Source organism: Mycobacterium sp. MYCO198283, from assembly GCF_021213805.1.
GTDB lineage: Bacteria > Actinomycetota > Actinomycetes > Mycobacteriales > Mycobacteriaceae > Mycobacterium.
This window is the reverse complement of the sequence record NZ_JAJQJI010000014.1, coordinates 25,491-33,072: the sequence shown is the minus strand read 5'-3', so window position 1 is coordinate 33,072 and position 7,582 is coordinate 25,491. Positions and strand designations below refer to the sequence as shown.

The window sequence follows — 7,582 nt, the reverse complement described above, 5'->3', positions numbered from 1 at the left end:
TAGCGGAACCGCGGCAACCGCGGGTTGACCTGCGACAGGATGTCGTTGCCCTCGACGACGGACTCGCCGAACCGGTCGCCCAGCCCGGTGAGCGCCTCGGCCGCCGCACTCAGCGTCGCGTTGAGCTTCACCGGGTCGACCTTCTCGGCGATCTGGGTGATGGTCTCGAACAGCGTGTTGAACTCGGTGGTCACCTGGTCGGCGCGGATGACGGCGCCCGCCGAGATCCGGCCCTGCGGGTTCTTCGGCGACGTGAACGAGACGTACTTGTTGCCGAACACCGTGGTCGCCTTGATGGCGGCCTGCACGTTGGTCGGGATGAGGCGGACGTACTGCGGATCGACCTCGAGCTTGAACTTCGCCCGCGGCTGCTGGTTCTCCTGGACCTCGTCGATCTTGCCCACCCGGCCGATCTCGACGCCGTTGTAGGTGATCTTGGCGCCCTGCTCCATCGAGAGCCCGGCACGGTCGGCGATCAGCGTCAGATCCGTCTTCGGGGTGAAGTCTCCGCGGAACTGGAAGTAGACCAGCGTGACGACCACCGCGGCCACCAGCAGGAGCACGGCCCCGGCCAGCTTGATCGGAGGCTTGCGCGGCGAGTTCAGGGGTGCGGTCATGGCTACACCGTGAGGTTGAAGTTCGGGTCGACGCCGTAGAGCGCCAACGAGGCCAACAACACCACGACCACGATGGCCACCAGCGACGCCCGCATCGAACGGCCGACCGCCTCGCCCACGCCGACGGGGCCGCCGCTGGCGTAGAAGCCGAAGTAGCAGTGGTTCAGCATGACGATGATCGAGATGACGATCGCCTGCACGAACGACCACATCACGTCGTCCGGCCGCAGGAACGTCCGGAAGTAGTGGTCGTAGGTACCGGTGGACTGCCCGTAGAAGAACGTGGTGGTGATCTGGGCGGACAGGAAGCTCATGATGATCGCCATCGCGTACAGCGGGATGATGACGACGAAGCCGGCGAGGATGCGGGTCGACACCAGGTAGGAGATCGACTTGATGCCCATGACCTCCAGGGCGTCGATCTCCTCGCTGATCCGCATGGCTCCCAGCTCGGCCGTCGCGCCGGCGCCGACCGTCGCGGCGAGCGCCTGTCCGGCGACCACGGGTGCGGCGATGCGGACGTTGACCAGTGCGGCGAAGAAGCCGGTGAACGCCTCGACGCCGATGTTGCCGAGCGAGGCGAAGCCCTGGATCGCGATCAGCGAGCCGCCCGAGAGGGTCACGAACCCGACGATGGCCACCGTGCCGCCGATGACGGCCATGGCGCCGGTGCCCATGCCGATCTCGGCGATGAGCCGCAGGATCTCCTTGCGGTAGTGGCGCAGCGCGTGGGTTATCTGACCGACCGCGGTGACGACGAACCAGGCGACGTGCCCGGTGCCGTCGAGCGCGCGGCCCGGTGCGCTGGCGACCTTGCCCGCTGCGTCGTAGGCCCGCGGGAACCGTTGCCGCAGGACCGTGGTGTTCGCCATCAGCGCCCCGTTCCGAACCGCACACCGATGGTGGTCAGCACCACATTCACCGCGAACAGCGCGACGACGCAGAGGACCAGCGTCTCGTTGACCGCGGTGCCGACGCCCTTGGCGCCGCCCGAGACCGTCAGGCCCCGGTAGCAGCCCACCAGGCCGGCGATGAGACCGAAGGTCAGCGCCTTGACCACCGAGATCAGCACCTCGGGCAGGCCGGTCACCAGCGTCAGCGTCGACACGTAGGCGCCGGCGGAGACGTTTTGGATGTAGACGCCGAAGATGAAGCCGCCGACCAGGCCGATGGTGATGACGGCGCCGTTGAGCAGGAACGCGACGAAGGTCGAGGCGACGACGCGCGGAACCACCAGGCGGTGGATCGGGTCGATACCCAGCACCTCGAGCGCGTCGATCTCCTCGCGGATGGTGCGGGCCCCGAGGTCGGCGCAGATGGCCGTGGAGCCGGCACCGGCCACCACCAGCACCGTCACCAGCGGGCCGAGCTGCGTGACGGCTCCTAGCGCCGCGCCGGCGCCGGACACGTCAGCCGCGCCGAACTCCGCCAGCAGGATGTTCAGCGTGAAGATGATGAGCACCGTCAGCGGGATCGAGACCGCGACGGTGGGCAGGAACGCCACCCGCATCAGGAACCACGACTGCAGGATGAACTCGCGCCACTCGAACGGCCGCAGCAGCGCCTTGCCCGTGAGCACGCACATGCGGAAGAAGCCGCCGACGAGTTCCAGCGGGCCTCGGACCTGATCGCGAATGTATCCGGTGATGCCGGCCGACCCGGACGCCGATGTCACCGGCACGTCCGCACGGGGTATCCACGTCCTGGTCGACGTGCAGGCTGACCCTCCAGCACGGCCCCTCCTCCCGTTGAGCTACGGCACGTGAGCGTCGTCGCTCTACCCGCCGGTAGTAAGGCGGACCACAGGAATGTACCCGATGCAATCACCCCGGGTGACAGCATCTGCCTGATTACAAAACCTTGACGATGGCGAAAATTGCTGTGGCTGCTCACGTCGCTGCACCCGTCGCCGAAGACGCTGCGGCGGTTGATTTTTCGGCCGATGCAGGTACCGCACCGTACTTCGCTCGGAGCTCCGTCTTGAGGACCTTGCCGGCGGGATTCCGGGGGAGCGCCTCGACGACCTCGAGCGCCTTCGGGTGCTTGTAGCGGGCGAGGCGCTCGGTGAGGAAGCCGTCCAGTTCGTCGAGCGTCAACGACGCGTCACCGCGCTGCGCGCTCAGCGCGACGACGGCCACCGGCACCTCGCCCCACTTCTCGTGCGGCCGGCCGATGACGGCGACCTCCTCGATCGCCGGGTGCGCGGCGAGCGCATTCTCGACCTCGGCGCAGTAGATGTTCTCCCCGCCCGAGATGATCATGTCCTTCTTGCGATCGACCACCCAGACGTAGCCTTCCTCGTCCTGGCGGACGAGGTCGCCGGAGTGGAACCAGCCGCCGGCGAACGCTTCGGCGGTGGCCGTGGGGTTGTTCCAGTAGCCGGCCATCAGCGTCGGCGCCCGGTAGACGATCTCGCCGACCTGGCCGACGGGCACGTCGTTCATGTTCTCGTCGACGACGCGCGCCGACACCGTCGGAATGACCCGGCCGACCGAGCCGAGCTTCCGCAGCGCATCCTCTCCGAGCAGCATGCACGTGACGGGCGACATCTCCGTCTGGCCGAACGCGGCGAGGATGTTGGCGCCCGGGAAGGTCGCCGCCATGTCGCGCAGCAGCGTGTCCGACGCCGGCGCCGCGCCCCACGACAGGTTGCGCAGCATCACGTCGCGCGGCCTGGCCCGCTGCGCCGCGCAGACCGCCTGCCACTGCGCCGGCACCAGGAAGATGCCGGTGACGCGCTCGGCCGCCAGCGTGTCGAGCAGCGCGCCCGGATCGAAGGCGCCGAGGGGATAGATCACCGTCGGGGTGCCGAGCAGCAGCCCGACGATCATGTTGCCGATGCCGGCGATGTGGAACAGCGGCACCCCGATGAAGCCGACGTCGGTGTTGATGTTCGGCGGCGACGTGAACAGGAAGGTCATCGCCTGGCCGGCGAGGTTGACGTGGGTGAGCACCGCACCCTTGGGCCGGCCGGTGGTGCCCGAGGTGTACATGATGAGCGCGGGCGAGTCGTTCGGGATGTCGACCGGCTCGTGGCCCGGGCCGTCCTCGGCGATCAGGTCGTCGTACCCGAGGACGCCGTCGGCCGTGGGTGCGCCCGCGACGATGATGTCCGTGGCCGCGGGCGCCTGCGCGCGCACCGCGGCGGCGACCGGCGCGAGCATCGCCTCGGTCACGATCACCCGGGCCTCGCAGTCGTCGACCAGGTAGGCGATCTCGGGCGGCGTCATGCGGAAGTTCACCGGCACCGCGATGGCGCCGAGCCGGTTCGCCGCCAGCACCGCTTCGACGAACTCCGGCCGATTGAGCATGAGGATCATCACGCGATCGCCGAAGCCGATGCCGCGCCGGTGCAGCGCGTCGGCGAGAGCGGTGACACGGCAGTCGAACTCGCGCCAGGTGATGGTGGCGCCCTCGAACCGGATCGCCGTGCGCTCGGGCTGCATCAACGCGTGGCGAGACAGCTGGTTGCTCCAGTTCTGCCTCCGCGCCAGATACGGCTGCTCGGTGGCCGGGATGTCGGACAACGGCGGTCGCTCCTCATCAACTGTCAGGCGTTCCGGTTGCGGATGGCTGATATTTGATCAAACATGCTGTAGTCCGGGTCACACTAACGGGCGCGTCCGACAGCGACAAGTCCGTCGGGCCGGCGTCCGACGCTCGAAGCGGAGGCGCATGAAAACGTCGATCGACGGTTCGACGCGGCTACGCCGGGCGCAGCTCTCCGACGAGGTCGCCGGACACCTGCGGGCCGCCATCATGTCCGGCACGCTGCGGCCCGGCACCTTCATCCGGCTCGACGAGACCGCGGCGTCGCTCGGTGTCAGCGCCACCCCGGTGCGCGAGGCGCTGTTGACGCTGCGCGGCGAGGGCATGGTGCAGCTGGTGCCCAACCGCGGGCACCTGGTGCGGCCGCTGTCGCGGGAGGACATCGAGGACGTCTTCTGGCTGCAGGCGACGATCGCGCGGGAGCTGGCGGCGACGGCGGCGCGACGCATCACCGACGCGACGGTCGACGAGCTGGAGACGCTGATCGGCGACCTGTCGTCGGCGGTGGCCGCGGCCGACGCCGCAGCCGTCGCCGATGTGGAGTTCGCCTTCCACCGCACGTTCAACCGCGCCGCCGAGCGGACGAAGCTCGCGTGGTTCCTGCTGCACGTCGCGCGCTACATGCCACCCATGGTGTATGCGGCCGATCCGCAGTGGGGCGCCGCGGCCGTCGACAACCATCGTCGGCTCGTCGCCGCCCTGCGCCGCCGCGACACCGCGGAGGTCGTCAGGTTGACCGACTGGCAGTTCGCCGACGGCGCCCGCCGGCTGCTGGCCCACCTCGAGGCGTCCGGCATCTGGGCATAGGGCTCCCGCGCTTCCCCACCCGCTCCAGCTGTCCCCGCCCGGACCGGGCGTCACGGTGCCCGCCTCCGAGCGACACGGCGAGCATGTCGGACGTCACCGGCAGGGTCGTGGCATGACTGGCTACGAATTACGGGGCATCGAGCTCCGCTACGCCTTGGCCTGGGAGCTGCAGGAGCGCGGCAACACCAGCGTCACCGAGCTCGTCGACGCGTTGACTGCCCGCGGATTCGGCTTCGCCGGCCGACCCTCGAAAGCGGTGTCGGACGCCCTGCGCTGGGAACAGTCACACGGCCGCGTGCTGCGGCGCGGCCGTGGCCGGTACGGCCCCGGGGACATGCCGCGCGCCACCGAGTACCGCATCCACCAGCGCGTGCAGGCCATGCGCAACGCTGCCGATGCGGCGTTGTCGCTCGGAGGCGGGCAGTCGAGCAGTCCAGCCGGCCGGCGACGGGTGAGACAGATGTGACAGCAGCGCCGTACGGGGCTACGGCGAGGTGAGCTCCTCGGCACGCCGCTTCAACGCCTCGGCGAGGTGGTCGAGCACGTCGTTCACCAGCTTCTTGACCATCGGCTTGGGCACCGGCAGCTTCGTCTCGACGTCGAGGTCCACCGTCAGCAGCGTCAGCGCCGGCCCGAGCGGCACCACCGAGAAGGTCTGCGTCTGCTTCTCGAAGTGCTCGCCCTGCTGCAGCATCGTGTAGATCTGCGTGTCGCTCGGGTAGTAGACGGCGGTGATGAACATGCCGGACTGGCCCTGGATCTCGACGTCGAGCCGCAGCTGACTGGGCCGGCCGTCGTCGTAGCGGGCCAGGATCCAGCAACCCTTGATCTCGGGATTCCACTGCGGGTAGGCCTCGAAGTCGCGGACGATCCCGAGGATGCGGTCGGCGGGCGCGGCCACCTCCACCGTCTTCGACACCACCGGCATGTCAGCGGCTCCGCGCCGTCGGCACACCGTCACCGAGCGGCGACTCCCGGCGCACCGCCTCGTCGCGGATCAGCCCGCGCAGCAGGGCCGTCGCGAACTCCGCGGCGATCTCCTCGGCCGTCCGCCGGCCGTCCGGGCGCAGCCACCGATACGAACCCAGCGTCATGCCGATGTATCCCAGCGCCAGCACATGCGAATCGCACTCGTTGAACTCGCCGCTGGCGATGCCCCGGTCGATGACGTCGCGGACGTGCTCGTAGACCTGCGACTCGGCGTTGCGGATGTACTCCACCTGTTCCTCGGTGAACCACTCGGTGATGTACGGGCCCTCCTGGAAGTAGACGGCCGCCTGCTCCAGATCGCTCGCGATGCCGACCAGCAGCCGGCGGGTGAAGTGGTAGATCGTCTCGCGGGCGGACGCCGACGGGTCGTCGTGCAGCGCGGCCACCGTGAAATCGGCGGCGCGCTTGTAGATGTCGTAGAGAATCAGCGACTTGCTCGCGTAGTAGTGGTAGACCGTCGCCTTGTTCAGGCCCACGACATCAGCCACGTCGTCCATCCGGGTGCCGTGGTAGCCGCGGGCGGCGAACAGCTTGGTGGCGACGGCGAGCAATTCCTGGCGGCGGGTCATCCCGTTGCTGGTGCCGGTGTCGGCTGGCATCTCGCGCTCACTGTTCCCCCGGGCCGGCGCGGGCCGGCGATCAATCAACTGGTTGGACAGTTTAGGCAATGCCCCGGCCGAGGGTTACGAAGCGCCCCCGCGGGCTAGACTGCGGCTACTGCTGTAGCGGCACCGTTCAAGGAGGCGTGGCGATGGATCCGAATCCGGATTACGACGCGAGCGACGAACTGGAATACGCGTTCTCGGTGATCCCCTGGTTCCTGCGCGGCGTCTACCCGCCGCCAGCATATCCGCCGGTCTGAGCCCTACGGGCGCGGCGGGCCGAAGCCGGCGTCGGCCAGCACCTCGCGGCCCGGCTCGCCGGTGACGGCGGCGACGAACTGCCGCGCGAGGTCGTCGTTGCGGCGCTGTGCCAGCACGGCGATCGGATAGGTGTTCACCGCGCGCGCCGCCTCCGGGATGTCGACAGCGGTCACCGCATCACCCGCCGCGCGGGCGTCGGTGACGTACACCAGCCCCGCGTCGGCCTGGCCGCTGGTCACCTTGCCCAGCACATCGGTGACCGACGACTCCTCGCTCACCGGCACGAGCGTCACCCCGGCGGCTTCCTGAAGCGCTCGGCTCGCCGTGCCGCACGGCACCTGCGGCGCACAGGTGACGACCGCCAGCCCCGGACGGGCGAGGTCGCGCAGGCCGGTGATGCGCTTCGGGTTGCCGGGTGCGACGACGATCGTCAGCGTGTTCGACGCGAAGTCGACGGGCTCGCCGGCGAGCAACCCCGCCTGCGCCGCCTTGTCCATGTTCCGGCGATCAGCCGAGGCGAACACGTCCGCGGGCGCGCCCTGCGTCAGCTGCGTCACCAGATCCGACGAGCCGGCGAAGGAGAACTCGACGCCGACGCCCGGATGGTCGGCTTCGAAGGTCTTCCCGATGGCGGTGAACACCTGGCGCAGCGACGCCGCCGCGAACACCGTCAGCGTGGTGTCCGACTCGCCGGAAGCGCACGCAGTGCCGGCGAGCAGGATCAGCGCGACGAGCGGCACCAGCGCGCGGCGCACG

General features: G+C 69.3%; 10 protein-coding genes. 3 read left to right on the top strand and 7 right to left on the bottom strand.

Annotated features, from left to right (window positions below; genetic code table 11):
* From LV457_RS19750 to fadD5, 4 genes are all read right to left on the bottom strand, one after another.
* Nucleotides 1-617: MCE family protein (locus tag LV457_RS19750; RefSeq protein ID WP_232173238.1), on the bottom strand; the 617-nt coding region annotated here is incomplete at its 3' end.
* Nucleotides 618-619: 2 nt separating this feature from the next.
* On the bottom strand, nt 620-1,489 hold the full coding sequence (locus tag LV457_RS19745; protein WP_232173237.1) for an ABC transporter permease: 870 nt from the start codon (nt 1,487-1,489) through the stop codon (nt 620-622).
* A complete protein-coding gene (locus LV457_RS19740) occupies nt 1,489-2,202 on the bottom strand; it encodes an MlaE family ABC transporter permease (RefSeq protein ID WP_374198900.1) in 714 nt (237 codons plus the stop codon). Before LV457_RS19740 ends, LV457_RS19745 begins: the two co-directional genes overlap by 1 nt.
* 304 nt (nt 2,203-2,506) lie before the next feature.
* On the bottom strand, nt 2,507-4,144 hold the full coding sequence (gene fadD5 / locus LV457_RS19735; RefSeq protein WP_305071256.1) for a fatty-acid--CoA ligase FadD5: 1,638 nt from the start codon (nt 4,142-4,144) through the stop codon (nt 2,507-2,509).
* Nucleotides 4,145-4,292: 148 nt separating this feature from the next.
* On the opposite strand from fadD5, the gene LV457_RS19730 reads away from it, so the two are divergent.
* Entirely contained in the window at nt 4,293-4,973 is a 681-nt protein-coding gene (locus tag LV457_RS19730) for a GntR family transcriptional regulator (protein ID WP_232173236.1), read from the top strand.
* 112 nt (nt 4,974-5,085) lie between these two features.
* Complete coding sequence (locus LV457_RS19725; protein ID WP_232173235.1) at nt 5,086-5,439, top strand: hypothetical protein; 354 nt, start codon at nt 5,086-5,088, stop codon at nt 5,437-5,439.
* Nucleotides 5,440-5,457: 18 nt separating this feature from the next.
* On the opposite strand, the gene LV457_RS19720 is transcribed toward LV457_RS19725, so the two are convergent.
* Both LV457_RS19720 and LV457_RS19715 read right to left on the bottom strand, forming a co-directional pair.
* The gene (locus LV457_RS19720) at nt 5,458-5,901 is read right to left on the bottom strand and encodes an SRPBCC family protein (protein ID WP_232173234.1); all 444 of its coding nucleotides are present in this window, start codon (nt 5,899-5,901) and stop codon (nt 5,458-5,460) included.
* Between the two features lies 1 nt (nt 5,902).
* Nucleotides 5,903-6,562, bottom strand: coding sequence for a TetR/AcrR family transcriptional regulator (locus tag LV457_RS19715; protein ID WP_232173233.1), 660 nt, complete (start codon nt 6,560-6,562; stop codon nt 5,903-5,905).
* A 152-nt stretch (nt 6,563-6,714) separates the two neighbouring features.
* Between LV457_RS19715 and LV457_RS19710 the strand changes: the two genes are divergently transcribed.
* Nucleotides 6,715-6,825: a hypothetical protein gene (locus LV457_RS19710; protein ID WP_374198899.1), complete on the top strand. Its 111-nt coding sequence runs from the start codon at nt 6,715-6,717 to the stop codon at nt 6,823-6,825.
* A gap of 3 nt (nt 6,826-6,828) precedes the next feature.
* On the opposite strand, the gene modA is transcribed toward LV457_RS19710, so the two are convergent.
* Entirely contained in the window at nt 6,829-7,581 is a 753-nt protein-coding gene (gene modA, locus LV457_RS19705) for a molybdate ABC transporter substrate-binding protein (protein ID WP_374198898.1), read from the bottom strand.
* Nucleotide 7,582: the final 1 nt, after the last annotated feature.